This window comes from Escherichia sp. KTE31 (assembly GCF_000407925.1).
Lineage (GTDB): Bacteria > Pseudomonadota > Gammaproteobacteria > Enterobacterales > Enterobacteriaceae > Escherichia > Escherichia ruysiae.
In genome coordinates this window covers 855,666-876,080 of the sequence record NZ_KE136723.1, presented here as the reverse complement: position 1 = coordinate 876,080, position 20,415 = coordinate 855,666, and the positions used below count along the sequence as shown (strand labels likewise).

Annotated in this window: 15 protein-coding genes, 4 tRNA genes, 1 other RNA gene and 2 pseudogenes; 13 read left to right on the top strand and 9 right to left on the bottom strand. The window is 48.0% G+C overall.

Going from position 1 to position 20,415, the window contains the following annotated elements; genetic code table 11:
* Positions 1 to 163 precede the first annotated feature (163 nt).
* From WES_RS24545 to WES_RS09230, 3 genes and pseudogenes are all read left to right on the top strand, one after another.
* Positions 164 to 856, top strand: a pseudogene (locus WES_RS24545) (hypothetical protein); the annotation flags it as partial.
* Positions 851 to 1,730: pseudogene (locus WES_RS24675) on the top strand (sterol desaturase family protein); the annotation flags it as partial. The pseudogenes WES_RS24545 and WES_RS24675, both read left to right, overlap by 6 nt.
* The gene (locus tag WES_RS09230) at positions 1,717 to 2,808 is read left to right on the top strand and encodes a fatty acid desaturase family protein (RefSeq protein ID WP_016158405.1); all 1,092 of its coding nucleotides are present in this window, start codon (positions 1,717 to 1,719) and stop codon (positions 2,806 to 2,808) included. The pseudogene WES_RS24675 and the gene WES_RS09230, both read left to right, overlap by 14 nt.
* A 16-nt stretch (positions 2,809 to 2,824) precedes the next feature.
* Here the strand turns inward: WES_RS09230 and WES_RS22750 are convergent.
* The 7 genes from WES_RS22750 to WES_RS09260 form a co-directional block, all read right to left on the bottom strand.
* Positions 2,825 to 2,957: non-coding RNA, RtT sRNA (locus tag WES_RS22750), on the bottom strand.
* Positions 2,958 to 3,005: 48 nt separating this feature from the next.
* Positions 3,006 to 3,090 (bottom strand) — tRNA-Tyr (locus WES_RS09235).
* A 33-nt stretch (positions 3,091 to 3,123) separates the two neighbouring features.
* Positions 3,124 to 3,208 (bottom strand) — tRNA-Tyr (locus tag WES_RS09240).
* Positions 3,209 to 3,241: 33 nt separating this feature from the next.
* Positions 3,242 to 3,326, bottom strand: a tRNA-Tyr gene (locus WES_RS09245).
* 33 nt (positions 3,327 to 3,359) lie between these two features.
* A tRNA-Tyr gene (locus WES_RS09250) sits at positions 3,360 to 3,444 on the bottom strand.
* Between the two features lie 159 nt (positions 3,445 to 3,603).
* Positions 3,604 to 4,446, bottom strand: coding sequence for a formyltetrahydrofolate deformylase (gene purU / locus WES_RS09255; RefSeq protein ID WP_000555850.1), 843 nt, complete (start codon positions 4,444 to 4,446; stop codon positions 3,604 to 3,606).
* Positions 4,447 to 4,495: 49 nt separating this feature from the next.
* A complete protein-coding gene (locus tag WES_RS09260) occupies positions 4,496 to 4,954 on the bottom strand; it encodes a YchJ family protein (protein WP_016158404.1) in 459 nt (152 codons plus the stop codon).
* 112 nt (positions 4,955 to 5,066) lie between these two features.
* On the opposite strand from WES_RS09260, the gene rssA reads away from it, so the two are divergent.
* The 3 genes from rssA (at position 5,067) to galU (ending at position 8,188) form a co-directional block, all read left to right on the top strand.
* Entirely contained in the window at positions 5,067 to 5,978 is a 912-nt protein-coding gene (gene rssA / locus WES_RS09265) for a patatin-like phospholipase RssA (RefSeq protein ID WP_010350469.1), read from the top strand.
* Positions 5,979 to 6,064: 86 nt separating this feature from the next.
* A complete protein-coding gene (gene rssB / locus WES_RS09270) occupies positions 6,065 to 7,078 on the top strand; it encodes a two-component system response regulator RssB (protein ID WP_000193438.1) in 1,014 nt (337 codons plus the stop codon).
* A gap of 201 nt (positions 7,079 to 7,279) precedes the next feature.
* Positions 7,280 to 8,188 (top strand): UTP--glucose-1-phosphate uridylyltransferase GalU, encoded by a 909-nt coding sequence (gene galU / locus WES_RS09275; protein ID WP_000718987.1) that lies wholly within the window; start codon positions 7,280 to 7,282, stop codon positions 8,186 to 8,188.
* 146 nt (positions 8,189 to 8,334) lie between these two features.
* On the opposite strand, the gene hns is transcribed toward galU, so the two are convergent.
* The gene (gene hns, locus WES_RS09280; protein ID WP_001287384.1) at positions 8,335 to 8,745 is read right to left on the bottom strand and encodes a histone-like nucleoid-structuring protein H-NS; all 411 of its coding nucleotides are present in this window, start codon (positions 8,743 to 8,745) and stop codon (positions 8,335 to 8,337) included.
* Positions 8,746 to 9,348: 603 nt separating this feature from the next.
* Here hns and tdk point away from each other — a divergent pair.
* Positions 9,349 to 9,966, top strand: coding sequence for a thymidine kinase (tdk, locus tag WES_RS09285; protein WP_016158403.1), 618 nt, complete (start codon positions 9,349 to 9,351; stop codon positions 9,964 to 9,966).
* A 305-nt stretch (positions 9,967 to 10,271) separates the two neighbouring features.
* Here the strand turns inward: tdk and adhE are convergent, their stop codons facing one another.
* The gene (adhE, locus tag WES_RS09290; RefSeq protein WP_016158402.1) at positions 10,272 to 12,947 is read right to left on the bottom strand and encodes a bifunctional acetaldehyde-CoA/alcohol dehydrogenase; all 2,676 of its coding nucleotides are present in this window, start codon (positions 12,945 to 12,947) and stop codon (positions 10,272 to 10,274) included.
* Between the two features lie 479 nt (positions 12,948 to 13,426).
* On the opposite strand from adhE, the gene ychE reads away from it, so the two are divergent.
* The 6 genes from ychE to oppF all read left to right on the top strand — a co-directional run bounded on the left by ychE (position 13,427) and on the right by oppF (position 20,397).
* Positions 13,427 to 14,074 (top strand): NAAT family transporter YchE, encoded by a 648-nt coding sequence (gene ychE, locus WES_RS09295; RefSeq protein WP_000616769.1) that lies wholly within the window; start codon positions 13,427 to 13,429, stop codon positions 14,072 to 14,074.
* 737 nt (positions 14,075 to 14,811) lie between these two features.
* Positions 14,812 to 16,443: an oligopeptide ABC transporter substrate-binding protein OppA gene (gene oppA, locus WES_RS09300; RefSeq protein WP_024195133.1), complete on the top strand. Its 1,632-nt coding sequence runs from the start codon at positions 14,812 to 14,814 to the stop codon at positions 16,441 to 16,443.
* A gap of 84 nt (positions 16,444 to 16,527) precedes the next feature.
* Positions 16,528 to 17,448: an oligopeptide ABC transporter permease OppB gene (gene oppB, locus WES_RS09305; protein ID WP_000911117.1), complete on the top strand. Its 921-nt coding sequence runs from the start codon at positions 16,528 to 16,530 to the stop codon at positions 17,446 to 17,448.
* A gap of 14 nt (positions 17,449 to 17,462) precedes the next feature.
* A complete protein-coding gene (oppC, locus tag WES_RS09310) occupies positions 17,463 to 18,371 on the top strand; it encodes an oligopeptide ABC transporter permease OppC (RefSeq protein ID WP_000979659.1) in 909 nt (302 codons plus the stop codon).
* An 11-nt stretch (positions 18,372 to 18,382) separates the two neighbouring features.
* The gene (gene oppD / locus WES_RS09315; protein WP_000110935.1) at positions 18,383 to 19,396 is read left to right on the top strand and encodes a murein tripeptide/oligopeptide ABC transporter ATP-binding protein OppD; all 1,014 of its coding nucleotides are present in this window, start codon (positions 18,383 to 18,385) and stop codon (positions 19,394 to 19,396) included.
* Entirely contained in the window at positions 19,393 to 20,397 is a 1,005-nt protein-coding gene (gene oppF, locus WES_RS09320) for a murein tripeptide/oligopeptide ABC transporter ATP-binding protein OppF (RefSeq protein ID WP_000994883.1), read from the top strand. The genes oppD and oppF overlap by 4 nt, the downstream gene beginning before the upstream one ends.
* Positions 20,398 to 20,415 lie beyond the last annotated feature (18 nt).

The following is a 20,415-nucleotide window of genomic DNA, read 5'->3' as shown; positions in this document are numbered from 1 at the left end:
TTTGTAGGCCGGATAAGTCGTTCACGCCGCATCCGGCATAACGTAACGCACGTTGTCAGTCTGCTGAAATCGCCAGTTACACTCTGTCGATTTTTTCAGATTGTAGGCAAACATAGCTCATCTATATGATAGGTCCCCCTGGAGCAGTGAAGGAGCACTGACCGTGGATCTACCTAATCATCCGACGCTCTCTGCGGCGTTAAAAATAATCGCCACGGGGATCGCCTTACCCCCTGATAAAATCACCTCTCAACAACTGGATGTTCAGTTAAATAAACCTGCGGGCTACGTTGAGCGACGTTCCGGCATTTGCTGGCGTTATTTTGCCAGCAACGACGCCAGCCAGGCCGAACTGGCGGCAGAAGCTTTGCATAATGCGTTAACAGCGGCTGCCTTAAAACCTTCTGATATCGATCTGCTAATTTGTGCGTCAGCCATTGCCGTACAGGCATTACCCTGTAGCGCAATTCATATTCTTAAAGCCGCTGCCATGCCCGCAGGCGTTGCCGGGTTTGATATCAACAGCAGCTGCGTCAGCTTTATTTCCGCTCTGGAAGTCGCTGCCGGATTATTAAACTGTGGGGCATACCGACGGATTGCCATCGTCTCGGCAGATATCGCTTCACGCGGTATTGACTGGGATCATGAAGAGTCGTCTTTAATTTTTGGTGACGGCGCGGCGTGCGCGATTGTTGAGCGGGGCGATGGTTGCAGCGGGATTATCGCCAGCCTGATCGAAATGTATCCTGAAGGTAACGAGCTGTGTGAAATTCGTGCTGGCGGCACGCGGCGTAATCCTCGTTCAGGCATCAGTGATAGCGACTTCCTTTTTCATATGCAGGGGAAACCGCTGTTTACTTTGCTGGCGTGGGATTTCGGCTTTTACTGGCTACATCGCTGGCATCATGAGATGCGCCCGCTGTGGGCGGTACATGTGGTGCATCATCAGGGGGAACATTACAACCTGTCATTAGGCGTGCGGAACTCGTGGTACACCTCGTTAACCTCAATCCCGTTTTTTATGCTACTGGCGATGCTTGGTGTGCCATTGCAGGTCTTTTTGGCAGTTTCTATTATTCACTACAGTTGGCAGTTTTTTAACCATAACGCGCTCACGCCGAAACTGGGCTGGCTGGAAAAAGTGCTGATCACGCCTTCGCATCATCGCGTCCATCATCTGAATGAAAAGCAATATGCCGATACCAATTACGGCGGCACCTTTTTGTTATGGGATAAACTTTTCGGTTCCTGGAGTGCAGGGCCGGATCATGACGTGGCCTATGGCGTAAAAAATAGTCGATTGTCCTGCAACCCGATGCGTGAAAGTAACCTGCCGTTTTTACGCTTAATGGGCTTTCGCTCATTTGGCAAAGCGATTGAACAGTTCTCCGTGGGCGGTGGGGGCAGGGGTGATCCTGCTGTTTATGCTGGTACTTGGCTACATCCAGCAATATGGCTATGGCATTGAGTTTATTACCAGTGAGCAGGCTGTATTATTTGTGTTGCTGGTGGCAGGTTCAGTAGCCTTAGGGGGGATGAGCGACGGGCAGCTTTGGGGAATGATTCTTTGGTGTTCTGTGACGTTGTCACTGCTCTATTTTATTCTTTATATGTGTTCATGGAGCACTTTGCTCTGGAAGGGATTAGCGGGCATTTTGCTGGCTCATTGCGTGTTATTCGTAATCGGGGTGGGACGTAAATCGCTCAGGAAACACTATGAACCTGTTTAATCCCGACAGGTTGATTACTTTTCCTGCCGATGATCCGCAACTGGTGAAACAACTGCAAAACGGTACGAAAGTTTATCTGGCGAAATCAGGCGATCATCGGTATGCCGACGGATGGGCATTCACCAAAATGGCGGTGTTGATTTTTGCTGGTCTATCCTGTTATTCGCTGGCGTTGTCTCAAAGTCAGTGGGGACTGTACTTATTGTGGTATCTGGCGATGATGTTTTGCGCCATGCTATTAGCGGTCAATGTGGTGCATGACGCTTCGCACGATGCGTTTATGCGCGGTAAAAAGGCCAATGCCTGGCTTAACCGGTGGGTTGCGTTCCCGATGGGGCTTGATCCGGATTGCTGGCGGGGGCGCCACGTTCGCTTTCATCACGGCTTTACCAATATTGAATTTTACGATCCTGACACCGCAGAAAATGGCATTCTTCGCCAGACGCCGTGGCAGCGGTGGCGACCTTTTATGCGCCAGCAACATCGCTACTGGCCGCTGGTCGCTGCGCTCACCTTTCCCTGGTATATCTGGGTGGTAGACTGGCTCGATCGCGCCGGGTATACGCCGGTAACGCGTCATCTGGCTGAGCGTGGCCTTGCTGGCTGGGGGTATTTCTTAGCCGGAAAACTGGCGCATTGTGCGCTGTGCCTGATACTTCCCTGGCTTCTGTCTGAATTTGGTTTTATGACCATCCTGCTAACGTATCTGCTTAGCCAGTTTCTGGCGTCACTGATCTTTGTGATGTTGATTATCGGCACGCACTGGGCGAAGGGGCATACGCAGTTACCGCCGGAAGAGGGCAAAATGGTAAGAGGCAGGCTGGCGCATACTTTCGCCACCACCTTTGACTGGACGCCACAACCTGCATGGCTGGGCTACTGGCTGGGCGGGATTAATTTGCATCTTACCCATCATTTGTTTCCTCACTGGCACCATCGTCATTATCCAGCGTTAAGCCGCATTATTGCGCAAATCGCCACACAGCAAGGGCTGGATTATCAGTTGTTAACGTTAGCGGATTTGTTGAGGCTACAGCAGCAGTTTTTGCGGAAAATGGGGGAGAAACCGATAGAGTGAGAAACGAATTAAGAGATGGTGGTGGGGGAAGGATTATTCGGAGCTAAAGCTCCTCACCCTTCGGGTCGTTGCCTGCGGCAACGCTCTCTCGCTGACGCTCGAGTCGAACCTTAGTCGAAGCTTCTCATCCTTCCCCTATAGGCAGAATGATTTACTGACGGAGTCGTTAGGTAATTCAGGTGTTATTCAGGAAGTAATGGTGGTGGGGGAAGGATTCGAACCTTCGAAGTCGATGACGGCAGATTTACAGTCTGCTCCCTTTGGCCGCTCGGGAACCCCACCAGGGGAAAATCAAATTGTAGGTAATGCTGAAGATGGTGGTGGGGGAAGGATTCGAACCTTCGAAGTCGATGACGGCAGATTTACAGTCTGCTCCCTTTGGCCGCTCGGGAACCCCACCACGGGAAAATCAAATTGTAGGTAATGCTGAAGATGGTGGTGGGGGAAGGATTCGAACCTTCGAAGTCGATGACGGCAGATTTACAGTCTGCTCCCTTTGGCCGCTCGGGAACCCCACCAGGGGAAAATCAAATTGTAGGTAATGCTGAAGATGGTGGTGGGGGAAGGATTCGAACCTTCGAAGTCGATGACGGCAGATTTACAGTCTGCTCCCTTTGGCCGCTCGGGAACCCCACCACGGGGTAATGCTTTTTACTGGCCTGCTCCCTCATTGGGAAGCGGGGCGCATCATACCAAATGACACGCCGCTGTAAAGCGTTACGTTGAGAAAAATGAACTGGTTGCGTAATTTTCATCCGTAACGGATTAAAGGCAACCAGTTCTTTTTGCTGGCGATTAAAGAATAATCGTCCGGTTACCGTAAACAAACACACGTTGCGCCAAAACCTGGTAAAGGGCGCGGCTTAATACGTTTTTCTCGACGTCACGACCTGCACGCATCATATCTTCGGCTGTATAAGTGTGATCCACATGAATAACGTCCTGCATAATGATTGGACCTTCATCCAGATTGTCATTTACATAGTGTGCCGTTGCGCCAATTATCTTCACGCCGCGTTCATAGGCCTGATGATACGGACGTGCCCCAATAAACGCCGGCAGGAATGAGTGGTGAATATTGATAATTTTATTCGGGAAGCGCGCCACAAATTCCGGCGTTAATACGCGCATATACTTCGCCAGCACAACGTAATCAGGCTGATAAGCATCAATGGCATCTGCCATCTTTTGATCGTGCTCGTTGCGACTTAATCCTTCATGGCTGACCAGTTCAAATGGAATATCAAAACGTTCAACCAGCGAACGCAAGGTATCGTGGTTGCCGATGACTGCCGCGATTTCCACATCCAGTCCACCGTAATTGGCTTTCATCAGCAGATCGCCAAGGCAATGCGCTTCTTTAGTGACCAGAATGACTATCCGGCGACGACCGGCGGGATTTAGTTCGCGCACAGAGCCTTCCGGCAATGCGCTATCGAGATCCGCCAGCAGGGTCGAATCATTAAAAATGCCTTCCAGTTCCGTGCGCATAAAAAAGCGTCCGGTACGATGATCAACAAATTCATTGTTCTGCACGATATTTAACTCGTGCTTGTAGCAAATATTAGTAATGCGCGCGATCAGACCTTTTTGATCCGGACAAATAGTACGCAGAACTTTTCGTTGGAGTGAGTGCATTGCTGGAAAAACCTTGTTGAGAGTGTTTGCTAAACCGTACCGTCAACCATTATTGGCCGCAGCACTTTTTAAATTTTTTACCTGAACCACAAGGGCAGGGATCGTTGCGGCCAAACTGTGGACGTGTACCGTCAATATAGTACCACTGACCGTTTTCTTTCAAAAATCGCGAACGTTCAATTATCGCTCCTGTTTTACCCTGTTCGGCAAATCGGGCGACGAAGCTAACATAACCTACGTTATCTCCTTCGTGATATGAACGTTCAAATACGGTCAGCCCTAACCATTCGGTATGCGCAAATCCGGCAATCAATTCGGCACGTAACGCCGCTGCGCCACAGGACGGATGCCAGGTCTTAATTAAATAATCTGCGTCCTGCATCACAAAAGCGCAGTAACGCGAACGCATGAGATGTTCTGGATCAGGTGCGACCTTTTCACCAGACACATAACGGTGGCAACATAGGCTATACTCGACAGCACTACCACAGGGACAAAGCTCAGACACAAATAATCTCCCTGGAAACAATAACGGCGTATTAATCGCCTGCGTAGCACTATGTTAACCGAGCAGTAGCGATGTGGCTACGGCTGCATTCCAGGGGAAGCCTTCAGGAACAATGAGAAAGATAAAAATAGGGCTGGCGCTAGGATCTGGCGCGGCGCGAGGATGGTCGCATATTGGCGTCATTAACGCGCTTAAAAAAATGGGCATTGAAATAGATATCGTCGCTGGATGTTCAATCGGTTCGCTGGTGGGCGCTGCTTTTGCATGCGATCGCCTGACCGCGCTTGAACAGTGGGTTACCTCTTTTAGCTATTGGGATGTTTTACGGCTGATGGATCTTTCCTGGCAGCGTGGTGGATTGTTGCGCGGTGAGCGTGTGTTCAACCAGTACCGCGAAATAATGCCGGAAACAGAGATCGAAAATTGTTCACGCCGTTTCGCTGCGGTTGCCACTAATTTAAGCACGGGGCGAGAACTCTGGTTTACCGAAGGCGACCTCCATCTTGCTATTCGTGCATCATGCAGCATCCCCGGCCTAATGGCGCCGGTCGCTCATAACGGCTATTGGCTGGTTGATGGCGCAGTTGTTAATCCGATTCCTATTTCCCTCACGCGTGCGATGGGCGCTGATATTGTGATTGCGGTCGATCTGCAGCACGATGCTCATTTAATGCAACAAGATCTCCTTTCATTTAATGTCAGTGAAGATAATGGCGAGAACGACGATCCTCTCCCGTGGCATGCGCGTTTGAAAGAACGATTAAGCAGTATAACGGCACGTCGGGCAGTGACTGCGCCAACCGCAACAGAGATTATGACCACGTCTATCCAGGTGCTGGAAAACCGTCTTAAACGAAACCGTATGGCTGGGGATCCGCCTGATATTCTGATTCAACCTTTATGCCCGCAGATATCCACTCTGGATTTTCATCGTGCAAATGCTGCCATTGCGGCAGGACAATTAGCGGTAGAGAAGAAAATGGATGAACTTTTACCGCTGGTTCGAACCAACGTTTTGACCTGATTTTTTATCTACACTTAAGTTAATTCTGACAGGCACTGATGGCAATAGCATGTCACTATTGAATAAAGCCAGTCAGGGGAGAGAACATGACGCAGCCATTGGTCGGAAAACAGATTCTCATAGTTGAAGATGAGCCAGTCTTTCGCTCGCTTCTGGATTCATGGTTTTCCTCATTGGGAGCAACGACAGTACTGGCGGCTGATGGGGTGGATGCCCTTGAGCTACTGGGCGGTTTTACACCCGATCTGATGATATGTGATATTGCAATGCCAAGAATGAATGGCTTAAAACTGCTGGAACATATACGCAACCGGGGAGACCAAACCCCGGTTCTGGTGATTTCTGCTACGGAAAATATGGCAGATATTGCGAAAGCATTACGGCTGGGTGTGGAAGATGTTTTGCTGAAACCAGTTAAAGACCTTAATCGCTTACGTGAGATGGTTTTTGCTTGCCTGTATCCCAGCATGTTTAACTCCAGGGTTGAGGAAGAAGAAAGGCTTTTTCGCGATTGGGATGCAATGGTCGATAATCCGACAGCTGCCGCGAAATTATTGCAAGAATTACAACCACCGGTTCAGCAGGAGATTTCCCATTGCCGGGTTAATTATCGCCAACTCGTTGCTGTTGATAAACCTGGTCTGGTACTTGATATTGCAGCACTTTCGGAAAACGATCTGGCTTTTTATTGCCTTGATGTAACCCGTGCTGGACATAATGGCGTCCTTGCCGCCTTGTTATTACGTGCGTTGTTTAATGGCTTATTACAAGAACAGCTTGCGCACCAGAATCAACCTTTGCCTGAGTTAGGCGCGTTATTGAAGCAGGTAAACCATTTACTACGCCAGGCCAATCTGCCCGGTCAATTTCCTCTATTAGTCGGCTATTATCATCGTGAATTAAAAAATCTCATTCTGGTATCCGCAGGCTTGAATGCGACGTTGAATGCGGGTGAACACCAGATTCAAATCAGTAATGGCGTTCCGTTAGGAACATTAGGCAACACTTATTTGAATCAATTGAGTCAGAGATGTGATGCCTGGCAATGCCAAATTTGGGGCGCTGGTGGAAGGCTACGCTTGATGTTGTCTGCGAATTGAGCAAACGATAATTTGGGATAAAATTGCATTACCCGCTAATGTCGGCTGGTGGTACTATCGTCGCCATTCGTATAAGTAATTGTCTTAATTATGTTAACTCGCTTCCTTTTCGGAACCAGGCGTCGCCAGGGTACTGATATACTGGGATGTGATACAGAAATATGAACACGTTCAATACACGAACAGTCCAGGAGAATTTAAATGGCTGCCATTAACACGAAAGTCAAAAAAGCCGTTATCCCCGTAGCGGGATTAGGAACCAGGATGTTGCCGGCGACGAAAGCTATCCCGAAAGAGATGCTACCGCTTGTCGATAAGCCATTAATTCAATACGTCGTGAATGAATGTATTGCGGCTGGTATTACTGAAATTGTGCTGGTTACTCACTCATCGAAAAACTCTATTGAAAACCACTTTGATACCAGTTTTGAACTGGAAGCAATGCTGGAAAAACGTGTAAAACGCCAGCTGCTTGATGAAGTGCAGTCTATTTGCCCTCCGCACGTAACTATTATGCAAGTTCGTCAGGGGCTGGCGAAAGGTTTAGGGCACGCAGTATTGTGTGCTCACCCGGTAGTTGGTGATGAACCTGTGGCTGTTATTCTGCCTGACGTTATTCTGGATGAATATGAATCTGATTTGTCGCAGGATAACCTCGCAGAGATGATCCGCCGCTTTGATGAAACTGGCCATAGCCAGATCATGGTTGAGCCTGTTGCTGATGTGACTGCATATGGTGTTGTGGATTGCAAAGGCGTGGATTTAGCGCCGGGTGAAAGTGTACCTATGGTCGGTGTAGTAGAAAAACCGAAAGCAGATGTTGCACCGTCCAATCTCGCTATTGTTGGTCGTTACGTACTTAGCGCCGATATTTGGCCGCTGCTGGCAAAAACTCCTCCGGGAGCAGGCGATGAAATTCAACTTACCGATGCTATTGATATGCTGATCGAAAAAGAAACGGTTGAAGCCTATCACATGAAAGGGAAGAGCCATGACTGCGGTAATAAATTAGGTTACATGCAGGCTTTCGTTGAATACGGTATTCGTCACAACTCGCTGGGTGCTGAATTTAAAGCCTGGCTTGAAGAAGAGATGGGCATTAAGAAGTAACACCAATAGCGGTGTTTTCTACGAAACGGCATTGAGTTATCAATGCCGTTTTTTTATAGCTTATTCTTATTGGATAGTCTTAAAACGGACAATAAAAAATCCCGCCAATGGCGGGATTTTAAGCGAGCGTAATCTAAAAAAGATTATTACTTGATCAGGAAATCGTCGAGGGATTTACCTTGCTCATCCATTGCTTTTTTGATTACAGCCGGAGTACGACCCTGGCCAGTCCAGGTTTTGGTTTCGCCGTTCTCGTCAACGTAGCTATATTTAGCTGGACGCTGTGCGCGTTTAGCTTTGGTGCCGGATTTAACTGCCGCCATGCTATTCAGCAGTTCGTTCGGGTCAATACCGTCAGCGATCAGCATTTCACGATATTGTTGCAGTTTACGAGTGCGTTCTTCAACTTCAGCAGCAGCCGCACTTTCTTCTTCGCGACGCTCGTTAACAACTACTTCTAATTTTTCCAGCATTTCTTCCAGCGTTTCAAGTGTACATTCTCTTGCTTGCGCACGAAGAGTACGGATGTTGTTCAGAATTTTAAGTGCTTCGCTCATTGTAGTAATCTCAAACTTATATTGGGGTGGTTTGTTGAGGTAATAATAGAGCCTTAAATTCAGTTGTGCAATAGCCAGGAATGTAAGGAATTCAAAATTGTTCTTTATTTTGTGCCGCCAATAAATATCTTTTCATAAAATTAGCCAGAAAAGATGCGGCATATAGCCCTATTTGCACCGATGATTTCGCATCACCTAAGGTTAAAACTTCCTGATTCATGTCACATTTTATGTAGGGATTAACACGCGCTGACGTCTTTTACTCTTCGGTATTAGTCATGTTTACGAAAAATCCTCTATTAAGAGAATGATGAAAAGAAGAACAGTCGCAATAAGTGCAGGGACTTCGTATTGCCGTATCCTGGAGGTCAACAGAGGGTTATTACTTGTGCAACAAGTTAAAGATTGTGAATAGTTACCAGGAGTCATTTACGCAGTTATAACAAGCAAAAACAGACGCAATGATAGCTCTGAAGGATTATGTCATCCTTCTTAAGGAATGATGTATATACGCTCTTCTGCGTGTACTGTTGGGCTGTAAAACTGGCGAATTATGATAAACTTCAGCCAACTTTATTTCATATCATTGAGGGCCTGTGGCTGATGGCACAGCTATATTTCTACTATTCCGCAATGAACGCGGGTAAGTCTACGGCATTGTTGCAATCTTCATACAATTACCAGGAACGCGGTATGCGGACCGTCGTATATACGGCGGAAATTGACGATCGTTTCGGGGCAGGGAAAGTCAGCTCGCGTATAGGTTTGTCATCACCGGCAAAATTATTTAACCAAAATTCATCATTATTTGATGAGATTCGTGCGGAACATGAACAACAGGCAATTCATTGTGTACTGGTTGATGAATGCCAGTTTTTAACCAGACAACAAGTATATGAATTATCGGAGGTTGTCGATCAACTCGATATACCCGTTCTTTGTTATGGTTTACGTACAGATTTTCGCGGTGAATTATTTACCGGCAGTCAATACTTACTGGCATGGTCAGACAAACTGGTCGAATTAAAAACTATCTGCTTTTGTGGTCGTAAAGCAAGCATGGTGCTACGTCTTGATCAAGAGGGTAGGCCTTATAACGAAGGCGAGCAGGTAGTTATTGGTGGTAATGAGCGTTATGTCTCGGTTTGTCGTAAACACTATAAAGAAGCGTTAGAAGTCGGTTCTTTGACGGCTATTCAAGAAAGACATCAACACGATTAATAAGATTTTCTTTACTGACAGGATGAATCGAGGCTTTTATCCTGTCAGTTCGTTTTACTAACTTCTTCCGAGTCATAATCCTTTCTCTACTCCTAACCATCGCTAAAAACGTAACAGAACGATTTAGTGCTTCGTCATCTACGATGTTGAGTCATTTTCAGGTTATCGCGGTTTGTGCGCATTAGATAACAGTATATATATGAGAATACTAATGCTGTTGGGTTATTTGACTTTGCATAGCGTGTGGCGAAAACAAAAAAACGGCCCCAAAAGGGACCGTTTATGAGGATGTACAGAGTTACTGATTAAGCGGATTTCTTCGCTTTTTTCTCTGCTTTAGCTGGAGCTGCTTCCTTTGCTGCCGCCGGTGCTCCTTCTACGTAATCACGACCATAGTAGGTATCCAGCAGAATCTGTTTCAGCTCGGAGATCAGCGGGTAACGCGGGTTAGCGCCGGTGCACTGGTCATCGAATGCGTCTTCAGACAGTTTATCTACGTTCGCCAGGAAGTCGGCTTCCTGAACGCCAGCCTCACGGATAGATTTCGGAATACCCAGTTCTGCTTTCAGCGTTTCCAGCCATGCCAGCAGTTTCTCGATCTTCGCAGCAGTACGGTCACCCGGTGCGCTCAGACCCAGATGGTCTGCGATTTCAGCATAACGACGACGAGCCTGCGGACGATCGTACTGGCTGAATGCAGTCTGCTTGGTCGGGTTGTCATTCGCGTTGTAGCGGATAACGTTACAAATCAGCAGGGCGTTGGCCAGACCGTGCGGAATATGGAACTGGGAACCCAGTTTGTGCGCCATTGAGTGACATACACCCAGGAAGGCGTTCGCAAACGCGATACCCGCTATAGTTGCCGCACTGTGAACACGTTCACGCGCTACCGGATTTTTAGACCCTTCGTGGTAGGACGCTGGCAGATATTCTTTCAGCAGTTTCAGTGCCTGCAGAGCCTGACCGTCAGAGAACTCAGATGCCAGTACAGAAACATAAGCTTCCATGGCGTGAGTGACTGCGTCCAGACCACCGAAAGCACACAGAGACTTCGGCATATCCATAACCAGGTTGGCGTCAACAATCGCCATATCCGGGGTCAGTGCATAGTCTGCCAGCGGATATTTCTGACCTGTTGCGTCGTCGGTTACAACCGCAAACGGAGTCACTTCAGAACCTGTACCGGAAGTGGTGGTGACGGCGATCATTTTCGCTTTCACGCCCATTTTCGGGAACTTGTAGATGCGTTTACGGATATCCATAAAGCGCAGCGCCAGTTCTTCGAAGTGAGTTTCTGGATGTTCGTACATAACCCACATGATTTTCGCGGCGTCCATCGGGGAACCACCACCCAGCGCGATGATCACGTCTGGCTTGAAGGAGTTCGCCAGTTCGGCACCTTTACGAACGATGCTCAGTGTCGGGTCAGCTTCAACTTCAAAGAAGACTTCAGTTTCAACGCCGGCAGCTTTCAGTACAGAAGTAATCTGGTCAGCATAACCGTTGTTGAACAGGAAGCGGTCAGTCACGATGAGCGCACGTTTGTGGCCATCAGTAATCACTTCATCCAGCGCGATTGGCAGTGAGCCACGGCGGAAGTAGATAGATTTCGGAAGTTTGTGCCACAACATGTTTTCAGCTCGCTTAGCAACGGTTTTCTTGTTGATCAAGTGTTTTGGACCAACGTTTTCAGAGATGGAGTTACCACCCCAGGAACCACAACCCAGAGTCAGGGAAGGTGCGAGTTTGAAGTTATACAGGTCACCGATACCACCCTGAGAAGCCGGGGTGTTGATCAGGATACGGGCAGTTTTCATTTTCTGACCGAAGTAGGAAACGCGTGCCGGTTGGTTATCCTGGTCGGTGTACAGGCAAGAGGTATGACCGATACCGCCCATGGCAACCAGTTTCTCTGCTTTCTCTACCGCGTCTTCGAAATCTTTTGCACGGTACATTGCCAGAGTCGGGGACAGTTTTTCATGTGCGAACGGTTCGCTTTCATCAACAACGGTCACTTCACCGATCAGAATCTTAGTGTTTTCTGGTACAGAGAAGCCCGCCAGTTCAGCAATTTTATAAGCCGGTTGACCAACGATAGCTGCGTTCAGTGCGCCGTTTTTCAGGATAACGTCCTGAACGGCTTTCAGCTCTTTACCCTGCAGCATGTAACCGCCGTGGGTAGCGAAACGTTCACGTACAGCGTCATAAACAGAGTCAACAACAACAACAGACTGTTCAGAAGCACAGATTACGCCGTTGTCGAAGGTTTTGGACATCAGTACGGATGCAACAGCACGTTTGATATCTGCGGTTTCATCGATAACAACCGGAGTGTTACCAGCACCTACACCGATTGCCGGTTTACCGGAGCTGTATGCTGCTTTAACCATGCCCGGACCACCGGTCGCGAGAATCAGGTTAATGTCAGGGTGGTGCATCAGCGCGTTGGACAGTTCAACAGAAGGTTGATCGATCCAGCCAATCAGATCTTTCGGTGCACCAGCAGCGATAGCAGCCTGCAGAACGATATCAGCAGCTTTGTTGGTTGCATCTTTTGCACGCGGATGCGGAGAGAAGATGATGGCGTTGCGGGTCTTCAGGCTGATCAGCGATTTGAAGATTGCAGTTGAAGTCGGGTTAGTCGTTGGAACGATACCGCAGATAATACCGATTGGTTCAGCGATAGTGATAGTACCGAAAGTGTCGTCTTCAGACAGAACACCGCAGGTTTTTTCATCTTTATAGGCGTTGTAGATATATTCAGAAGCAAAGTGGTTTTTAATTACTTTATCTTCGACGATACCCATGCCGGATTCGGCAACGGCCATTTTCGCGAGTGGGATTCGAGCATCTGCGGCAGCCAGAGCGGCGGCGCGGAAGATTTTATCAACTTGCTCTTGAGTGAAACTGGCATATTCACGCTGGGCTTTTTTTACACGCTCTACGAGTGCGTTAAGTTCAGCGACATTAGTAACAGCCATAATGCTCTCCTGATAATGTTAAACTTTTTTAGTAAATCATCTGCTCGAATACGAGAGTATAGTCAGTGTGGTGATGATTTGCTTAACCTATGAAAATCAAAAGCTTACTCGCGCTCACACTCACTGTGATTTACTAAAAGAGTTTAAACATTAGAGAGACTAATCTCTAATGCGTCACTTCCAGGTGGCGTAAGCAAGATTACTCACTTCTGGGTACTGATTACGTGATCTAGATCAAAATTCCGCAAAGCTGACACCTTTCAGCTCCGCTTTTAGCTATAAAAGCTAATAGTTAATAAATTGTAGTATTTATTGTTGGCTACATTAGCATGTTTTGCACGACTAGATAACAATAATGAATGATAGTAATTTTAAGCGGTTAGGAGGTGAAAAATGCTGCCAAAAGGCGTATTGTCAGCGCGTATTTTTTTACCTTTGTTTATGGCTAACATTATCCGGCTTTTGCTTCGGAGCTAACCGTGATTCAGACACTCTTTGATTTTCCCGTTTACTTTAAATTTTTCATCGGGTTATTTGCGCTGGTTAACCCGGTTGGGATTATCCCCGTGTTTATCAGTATGACCAGCTATCAGACTGCGGCAGCGAGAAACAAAACAAATCTGACTGCCAACCTGTCGGTAGCGATTATCTTGTGGATCTCGCTTTTTCTCGGCGACACGATTCTGCAACTTTTTGGAATATCGATTGATTCGTTCCGCATCGCGGGCGGCATACTGGTGGTTACAATTGCGATGTCGATGATCAGCGGTAAGCTTGGTGAGGATAAACAGAACAAACAAGAGAAATCAGAAACCGCAATTCGAGAAAGCATCGGCGTTGTACCGCTAGCATTGCCTTTGATGGCGGGGCCAGGGGCGATCAGTTCAACTATCGTTTGGGGAACGCGTTATCACAGCATTGGTTATCTGTTCGGCTTTTTTGTGGCAATTGCATTGTTTGCTTTATGTTGCTGGGGCTTATTCCGCATGGCGCCCTGGCTGGTGCGAGTTCTGCGCCAGACCGGTATAAACGTGATTACTCGTATTATGGGGTTGCTGCTGATGGCATTAGGGATTGAATTTATCGTTAATGGAATCAAAGGGATTTTCCCTGGTCTGCTCAATTAATTCCTTTCATACGAAACGGAGCCATGGTGCTCCGTTTTTTCGTCATTATTTTTACTTTTGCCCAGCGCAGTTATCAAAAGCAAACGAAATAGATAAATATTTTTCCTCATATTACAGCTAGTTATAAGAATATCCTTACCCCGCCATCCTCCTCATCATGTTATTTTCGCGACATCATAATCTTGGGTCTTGCTGAAGAATAATTGAAATGATATTAGTAATTCCACTGCGTTTGGCAGAGGAATGTGCTAAATAATGGTCTGTTGTTAAATTATTGTGTATTTCTCTGTCGTGACGGCAACAAGGAAAAACAGACTTGCTTTCTGCGGTTTTATATCATTGTTTTTAAATGATTTTATTGGCAGTCTGATGAGGTCTTTAGATATTGGCGCGGTCAGCAAAAGAGAATTACTTAACAATTTTGCAAAATGTATTGGCGGGCAAGAAGCGCATTTGATACTTTCCGGCCAACTGTCAGGCGATTTTTTTTGGTAATGAGAATAATTAACAATAAAAATTGCTGCATTAAAGAATAAATGTGTCTCGACAGGGGAGACACAGTAGGAACCGACGTAAGGTGGTCGTTCGAATCACCAGAATAAATAAAGTCGGTGATAGCAAAGCGTAACGATATATCAACCTGGCAGCAGAAAGTCTCCGAATCTGTCCAGGGTCCCAACCCGGGATTACACATGCTGGTTAAAGCCAGTAATTATAATGAGGGAGTCCAAAAAACAATGACCAACATCACCAAGAGAAGTTTAGTAGCAGCAGGCGTTCTGGCTGCGCTTATGGCAGGGAATGTTGCGCTGGCGGCTGATGTACCCGCTGGTGTTCAGCTTGCAGAAAAACAAACGCTGGTGCGTAACAATGGTTCTGAAGTTCAGTCATTAGATCCGCACAAAATTGAAGGGGTTCCGGAGTCTAATATCAGTCGCGACCTGTTTGAAGGCTTGCTGGTCAGCGATCTCGATGGTCATCCGGCGCCTGGCGTTGCGGAGTCCTGGGATAATAAAGATGCCAAAGTCTGGACATTCCATCTGCGTAAAGATGCGAAATGGTCCGACGGCACGCCAGTCACTGCGCAGGACTTTGTATACAGCTGGCAACGTTCTGTTGATCCGAACACCGCTTCTCCCTATGCCAGTTATCTACAATATGGGCATATCGTCGGTATTGATGAAATTCTCGAAGGAAAAAAACCGATTACCGATCTCGGCGTGAAGGCCGTCGATGACCACACTTTAGAAGTCACATTAAGTGAGCCTGTTCCGTATTTCTATAAATTACTGGTTCACCCATCGACTTCTCCGGTGCCAAAAGCCGCTATTGAGAAATTCGGCGAGAAATGGACCCAGCCAGGAAATATTGTCACTAATGGTGCCTATACCTTAAAAGATTGGGTCGTTAACGAACGTATCGTTCTTGAACGCAGCCCGACCTACTGGAACAACGCGAAAACCGTCATTAACCAGGTCACCTATTTGCCTATTGCTTCTGAAGTCACCGATGTTAACCGCTATCGTAGCGGCGAAATTGATATGACCTATAACAACATGCCGATCGAACTGTTCCAGAAGCTGAAGAAAGAGATCCCGAACGAAGTTCACGTCGATCCGTATCTGTGCACCTACTATTACGAAATTAACAACCAGAAACCGCCATTCAACGACGTGCGTGTGCGTACCGCACTGAAACTGGGTATGGATCGCGATATTATTGTTAATAAAGTGAAAGCACAGGGCGATATGCCAGCCTATGGTTACACTCCTCCTTACACAGATGGTGCAAAATTAACTCAGCCGGAATGGTTTGGCTGGAGCCAGGAAAAACGTAACGAAGAAGCGAAAAAATTGCTGGCTGAAGCGGGCTATACCGCAGACAAACCGTTGACCATTAACCTGCTATATAACACGTCCGATCTGCATAAAAAGCTGGCGATTGCCGCCTCTTCACTGTGGAAGAAAAACATTGGTGTAAACGTCAAACTGGTTAACCAGGAGTGGAAAACCTTCCTCGATACCCGTCACCAGGGAACTTTTGATGTGGCTCGTGCAGGCTGGTGTGCTGACTACAACGAACCAACTTCCTTCCTGAACACCATGCTGTCGAACAGCTCGATGAATACCGCGCATTATAAGAGCCCGGCCTTTGACAGTATTATGGCGGAAACGCTGAAAGCGACTGACGAGGCGCAACGCACTGCACTGTACACCAAAGCAGAACAGCAGCTGGATAAAGATTCGGCCATTGTTCCGGTTTATTACTACGTGAACGCGCGTCTGGTGAAACCGTGGGTTGGGGGTTATACCGGCAAAGATCCGCTGGATAATACCTACACCAGAAATATGTACATTGTGAAGCACTAATGGCAATACGTGGGGCAGGGGAACTTGCTCCACGGTGTCTGATTTTTATCGCATTACAGAAGGCACTGGCCAGAAGGTAGGGCAATGTTAAAATTTATTCTACGTCGCTGTCTGGAAGCGATTCCGACGCTATTTATTCTTATTACTATTTCGTTCTTTATGATGCGCCTTGCGCCGGGAAGTCCTTTTACCGGCGAACGTACATTACCGCCAGAAGTGATGGCCAATATCGAAGCGAAATATCATCTTAATGATCCGATCATGACACAGTATTTCAGCTACCTGAAACAACTGGCGCATGGTGATTTCGGTCCGTCTTTTAAATATAAAGATTATTCGGTCAATGACCTGGTCGCATCCAGCTTCCCTGTTTCTGCAAAATTGGGGGCAGCCGCGTTTATACTTGCGGTAGTGCTGGGTGTTAGTGCTGGCGTTATTGCCGCATTAAAACAAAACACCAAATGGGACTATACCGTGATGGGGCTGGCAATGACCGGGGTAGTTATCCCCAGTTTTGTGGTTGCGCCGTTATTAGTCATGATATTTGCGATCATATTGCATTGGCTACCAGGCGGTGGCTGGAATGGCGGGGCGCTGAAATTCATGATACTGCCGATGGTGGCGTTGTCTCTTGCCTATATCGCCAGTATTGCGCGTATTACCCGTGGTTCGATGATTGAAGTTTTACATTCCAACTTTATTCGTACTGCCCGCGCGAAAGGTTTACCTATGCGCAGGATCATCCTTCGCCACGCATTAAAACCTGCTCTGTTACCCGTACTCTCATATATGGGTCCCGCATTTGTCGGCATTATTACCGGTTCTATGGTTATCGAAACCATTTATGGTTTACCTGGGATCGGGCAATTGTTTGTGAATGGTGCGTTGAACCGTGACTATTCATTGGTATTAAGCCTGACCATTCTGGTTGGTGCATTAACCATTTTGTTTAATGCCATTGTCGATGTGCTATATGCGGTTATCGACCCGAAAATCCGTTACTGATACTGGAGCTCGCGATGATGTTAAGTAAGAAAAACAGCGAGACGCTGGAAAATTTCAGTGAAAAGCTGGAGGTCGAAGGGCGCAGCTTGTGGCAGGACGCACGCCGACGTTTTATGCATAACCGTGCGGCGGTCGCCAGTCTGATTGTACTGGTGCTGATTGCGCTGTTTGTTATCCTGGCACCGATGCTTTCGCAATTTGCCTATGATGATACCGACTGGGCAATGATGTCCAGCGCCCCGGATATGGAATCTGGTCATTACTTTGGTACTGACTCATCTGGTCGCGACCTGCTGGTGCGCGTCGCGATTGGCGGACGAATCTCACTCATGGTCGGTGTCGCTGCGGCGCTGGTGGCAGTGGTTGTCGGTACACTTTATGGTTCCCTTTCCGGTTATCTTGGCGGCAAAGTGGATTCGGTAATGATGCGTCTGCTGGAAATCCTCAACTCCTTCCCATTCATGTTCTTCGTCATTTTGCTGGTGACCTTTTTCGGTCAAAACATTCTGCTGATTTTTGTAGCGATTGGCATGGTTTCCTGGCTGGATATGGCGCGTATTGTGCGTGGGCAAACCCTGAGTCTGAAGCGCAAAGAGTTTATTGAGGCGGCACAAGTTGGCGGTGTATCTACGCCCGGCATTGTAATTCGCCATATTGTGCCCAACGTGCTCGGCGTGGTGGTGGTCTACGCATCGCTACTGGTGCCAAGCATGATCCTCTTTGAATCCTTTTTAAGCTTCCTGGGGCTGGGTACACAAGAGCCGTTAAGCAGCTGGGGCGCATTACTGAGCGATGGCGCGAACTCAATGGAAGTCTCTCCGTGGTTACTGCTGTTCCCTGCGGGATTCCTCGTGGTGACGCTGTTTTGTTTCAACTTTATCGGCGATGGCTTGCGTGATGCCCTCGACCCGAAAGATCGTTAAGGAGTGCAGCCATGAGCGTAATTGAAACTGCAACTGTGCCGCTCGCACAACAACAGGCTGACGCACTGCTGAACGTGAAAGATTTGCGTGTCACCTTTAGTACCCCGGATGGCGACGTCACGGCGGTCAATGATTTGAATTTTTCCCTGCGTGCCGGGGAAACTCTGGGTATCGTTGGTGAATCTGGCTCGGGTAAATCGCAAACTGCGTTTGCCTTAATGGGGCTGCTGGCTGCCAACGGACATATTGGCGGCTCGGCAACGTTCAATGGGCGAGAAATCCTCAATCTTCCAGAGCGAGAACTCAACAAACTGCGCGCTGAACAAATCTCGATGATTTTTCAGGATCCGATGACCTCATTAAATCCTTATATGCGCGTCGGTGAACAGTTGATGGAAGTGCTGATGCTACATAAAAGCATGAGCAAGGCTGAAGCGTTTGAAGAGTCGGTGCGGATGCTTGATGCAGTAAAAATGCCAGAAGCGCGTAAGCGCATGAAGATGTTCCCGCATGAATTTTCTGGTGGGATGCGTCAGCGCGTCATGATTGCGATGGCGTTGCTGTGTCGGCCTAAACTGCTGATTGCCGATGAGCCGACAACCGCGCTGGACGTGACCGTACAGGCGCAGATCATGACGCTATTGAATGAACTGAAGCGGGAATTTAATACCGCCATCATTATGATCACTCACGATCTTGGTGTCGTGGCGGGGATCTGTGACAAAGTGCTGGTGATGTACGCCGGGCGCACGATGGAATATGGCAATGCGCGCGATGTCTTTTATCAACCCGTTCATCCTTATTCTATCGGTTTGCTGAATGCGGTGCCGCGCCTTGATGCGGAAGGTGAAACCATGTTGACCATCCCGGGTAATCCGCCAAACCTGCTACGTTTACCGAAAGGTTGCCCGTTCCAGCCACGTTGTCCGTATGCGATGGAGATTTGTAGTAGTGCGCCGCCGCTGGAAGAGTTTACGCCTGGTCGCCTGCGTGCCTGCTTTAAACCGGTGGAGGAGCTGTTATGAATGCTGTAACCGAAGGAAGAAAAGTCCTCCTCGAAATCGCTGACCTGAAAGTGCACTTTGAGATCAAAGATGGCAAACAGTGGTTCTGGCAACCGGCAAAAACGCTGAAAGCGGTCGATGGTGTCACGCTTCGCCTGTATGAAGGGGAAACATTAGGTGTGGTAGGGGAATCGGGATGCGGTAAGTCCACCTTTGCTCGTGCCATCATCGGTTTGGTCAAGGCTACTGACGGTCGTGTTGCCTGGTTAGGCAAAGAGTTGTTGGGGATGAAGCCCGATGAATGGCGTGCCGTTCGTAGTGATATCCAGATGATTTTTCAGGATCCGCTGGCGTCGCTGAATCCACGTATGACCATCGGCGAGATCATCGCAGAACCGCTGCGCACCTATCATCCGAAAATGTCACGTCAGGAAGTTCGTGAGCGCGTGAAGGCGATGATGATGAAAGTTGGCTTGCTACCCAATCTGATTAACCGCTATCCGCATGAGTTCTCCGGCGGGCAGTGTCAGCGTATCGGGATTGCTCGTGCACTTATTCTTGAACCGAAGCTGATTATCTGCGATGAGCCGGTGTCGGCGCTGGATGTGTCAATTCAGGCGCAGGTAGTCAACCTGCTCCAGCAGTTGCAACGTGAGATGGGATTGTCATTAATCTTTATCGCCCACGATCTGGCAGTGGTAAAACACATTTCCGATCGCGTGCTGGTGATGTATCTCGGACATGCGGTAGAACTGGGGACGTATGATGAGGTCTACCATAATCCGCTGCATCCTTATACCAAAGCATTGATGTCGGCAGTGCCCATTCCTGACCCGGATCTGGAAAAGAATAAATCTATTCAGTTACTGGAAGGGGAATTACCGTCGCCGATCAACCCGCCTTCTGGTTGTGTTTTCCGTACCCGCTGCCCGATTGCCGGTCCTGAGTGTGCCAAAACGCGACCTGTGCTGGAGGGGAGTTTCAGACATGCCGTTTCTTGCCTGAAAGTCGATCCGCTTTAAAACAAAAAGGGCTGACAA

Bases quoted from the DNA above. Each gene is read 5' to 3' on its own strand.
- oppC (WP_000979659.1), top strand. From the start codon at position 17,463: ATGATGTTAAGTAAGAAAAACAGCGAGACGCTGGAAAATTTCAGTGAA.
- oppF (WP_000994883.1), top strand. From the start codon at position 19,393: ATGAATGCTGTAACCGAAGGAAGAAAAGTCCTCCTCGAAATCGCTGAC.
- purU (WP_000555850.1), bottom strand. From the start codon at position 4,446: ATGCACTCACTCCAACGAAAAGTTCTGCGTACTATTTGTCCGGATCAA.
- hns (WP_001287384.1), bottom strand. From the start codon at position 8,745: ATGAGCGAAGCACTTAAAATTCTGAACAACATCCGTACTCTTCGTGCG.
- WES_RS09230 (WP_016158405.1), top strand. From the start codon at position 1,717: ATGAACCTGTTTAATCCCGACAGGTTGATTACTTTTCCTGCCGATGAT.
- rssB (WP_000193438.1), top strand. From the start codon at position 6,065: ATGACGCAGCCATTGGTCGGAAAACAGATTCTCATAGTTGAAGATGAG.
- tdk (WP_016158403.1), top strand. From the start codon at position 9,349: ATGGCACAGCTATATTTCTACTATTCCGCAATGAACGCGGGTAAGTCT.
- oppD (WP_000110935.1), top strand. From the start codon at position 18,383: ATGAGCGTAATTGAAACTGCAACTGTGCCGCTCGCACAACAACAGGCT.
- adhE (WP_016158402.1), bottom strand. From the start codon at position 12,947: ATGGCTGTTACTAATGTCGCTGAACTTAACGCACTCGTAGAGCGTGTA.
- oppA (WP_024195133.1), top strand. From the start codon at position 14,812: ATGACCAACATCACCAAGAGAAGTTTAGTAGCAGCAGGCGTTCTGGCT.
- galU (WP_000718987.1), top strand. From the start codon at position 7,280: ATGGCTGCCATTAACACGAAAGTCAAAAAAGCCGTTATCCCCGTAGCG.
- rssA (WP_010350469.1), top strand. From the start codon at position 5,067: ATGAGAAAGATAAAAATAGGGCTGGCGCTAGGATCTGGCGCGGCGCGA.
- oppB (WP_000911117.1), top strand. From the start codon at position 16,528: ATGTTAAAATTTATTCTACGTCGCTGTCTGGAAGCGATTCCGACGCTA.